Origin of the sequence: Streptomyces sp. NPDC058663, from assembly GCF_042716745.1 — a bacterium.
GTDB lineage: Bacteria > Actinomycetota > Actinomycetes > Streptomycetales > Streptomycetaceae > Streptomyces.
The window spans coordinates 1-2,108 of sequence record NZ_JBHXRV010000060.1 but is presented as its reverse complement, the minus strand read 5'-3'; the positions used below and the strand labels follow the sequence as shown (position 1 = coordinate 2,108).

General features: G+C 68.5%; 2 protein-coding genes. Both read left to right on the top strand.

What is annotated here, in order from left to right; all coding sequences use genetic code 11:
* Positions 1-36: 36 nt before the first annotated feature.
* Positions 37-1,071 (top strand): carbohydrate ABC transporter permease, encoded by a 1,035-nt coding sequence (locus ACFWVV_RS32660; protein ID WP_384422869.1) that lies wholly within the window; start codon positions 37-39, stop codon positions 1,069-1,071.
* Positions 1,072-1,127: 56 nt separating this feature from the next.
* Positions 1,128-1,985, top strand: coding sequence for a sugar ABC transporter permease (locus ACFWVV_RS32655; protein WP_384345123.1), 858 nt, complete (start codon positions 1,128-1,130; stop codon positions 1,983-1,985).
* The last annotated feature ends 123 nt before the right edge of the window (positions 1,986-2,108 follow it).

The window sequence follows — 2,108 nt, the reverse complement described above, 5'->3', positions numbered from 1 at the left end:
CGCAAGCTCCTCTCGGGCTGTAACTTGTAACCACCTATGACTGCTGCTCACACCCGCGGGTGGGGGGCGCCGGCCGGGGGCGGCACCGCCCCCGCCCGCGGCCGCGGCCGCGACACCGGTCAGAACCACGAGACGGGCAGGACCCCGGGGCGCCTGCGCCGCTCGGTCTCCACCCACTGGTACGCCTGGACGATGGTCGCCCCCGTGGTGGTCGTCATCGGCGTCATCATCGGATACCCCCTGGTCCGCGGCATCTTCCTGTCGCTGACCGACGCCAACGAGCGCAACGTCGAGCGCTCCATCGGCGTGAACACGCTGCCCGCGACCTACGAGTTCGTCGGCCTCGACAACTACGTCGACGCCCTCACCGGCAGCCAGTTCGCCGCCACCCTCGGCTGGACGGTGCTGTGGACCGTCGCCTGTGTGTCGGTCACCTTCGCACTCGGCATGGGCCTGGCGAACATGCTCAACCGGAAGATCGCGGGACGCAGCCTCTACCGGGTGCTGCTGGTACTGCCCTGGGCGGTCCCCGGCTTCGTCTCCGTGTTCGCCTGGCGGTTCCTCTACAACGAGAAGAACGGCCTGCTCAACAAGATCCTCGCGGGCGGCGGCATCGACGCCGTGCCGTGGCTGAACGACCCGACCTGGGCGAAGTTCGCGGTGATCTCCGTGAACGTCTGGCTCGGCATCCCCTTCATGATGGTGGCCCTCCTCGGCGGCCTCCAGTCCATCCCGCGGGAGATGTACGAGGCCGCCGAGATGGATGGCGCCTCCGCCTGGCAGCGCTTCCGGCACATCACCCTGCCGGGCCTGCGGCCGGTGAGCACCACGGTCGTCCTGCTCTCCACCATCTGGACCTTCAACATGTTCCCGGTGATCTTCCTGCTCACCCGGGGCGGCCCCGGCGAGGCCACCCAGATCCTCGTCACGCAGGCGTACAAGTTCTCCTTCGAGATCAGCCCGCGCGACTTCGCGCAGTCCTCCACGTGGGGCGTGCTGATCCTCGTACTCCTGTTGATCTTCGCCGTGTTCTACCGGCGCGTCCTCCGCAAGCAGGGAGAAGTCTGGTGAGCACCACCACCCCGGCGACCCGCCCCCCGGCGGCGCGCGTCCCCGCCAAGGGCACGCTGGTCACCGGCCAGAGCGCCAACGTCCAGATCCGCGAACGCCGTTCGCCGCTGGCCTCCCTCGGCCTGCACGCCACTCTCGTCGTCGCGTCGCTCCTCGCCGTCTTCCCGGTGGTGTGGGTCCTGCTGACCTCGCTCAAGCCGGCGAAGTACGCGACCACCACCGACTTCGTCCGCGAGACGACGCTGGAGAACTACACAAGCCTGATCAACGACACCCCGTTCCTCACCTGGTTCGGGAACTCGCTGCTCATCGCGGGCCTGTCCACCGTCATCGGCGTCTTCGTCGCCTCCACCACCGGCTACGCCATCAGCCGCTTCCGGTTCCCCGGCAAGCGCGGTCTGATGTGGACCCTGCTGATCACCCAGATGTTCCCGGTCGCCGTCCTCATCGTGCCGATCTACAACATCATGGCCAAGCTGGGACTGCTGAACCAGCCGATGGGCCTGGTCGTCACCTACCTCACCATCTCCGTGCCGTTCTGCGCGTGGATGATGAAGGGCTTCTTCGACGGCATCCCGCAGGAGATCGACGAGTCCGGCCAGGTCGACGGCCTGACCCCGTTCGGCACCTTCTGGCGGCTGATCCTCCCGCTCGCCAAGCCCGGCATCGCGGTCACCGCGTTCTACTCCTTCATCACCGCGTGGGGCGAGGTCGCGTACGCCTCGGCCTTCCTGGTCGGCGACGAGAACATGACCCTGGCGGGCGGCCTGCAGAAGTTCGTGAACCAGTACAGCAGCCAGTGGGGCCCGATGGCCGCCGCGTCCGTGCTGATCGCGATACCGGCCGGCGTCGTCTTCATCTTCGCCCAGCGACACCTGGTGAGCGGAATGACAGCAGGCGCCACCAAGGGCTGATTACGCGGGGGCGGGGGCGACCTCCCCGCCCCCGCCCCGACCCGCCACGCCCACACCGCCCACACCCCACCAGGGGGACAATAACCCCCACCCCGGCGGCCCGGCCCCCCGCAACCCCGGCAC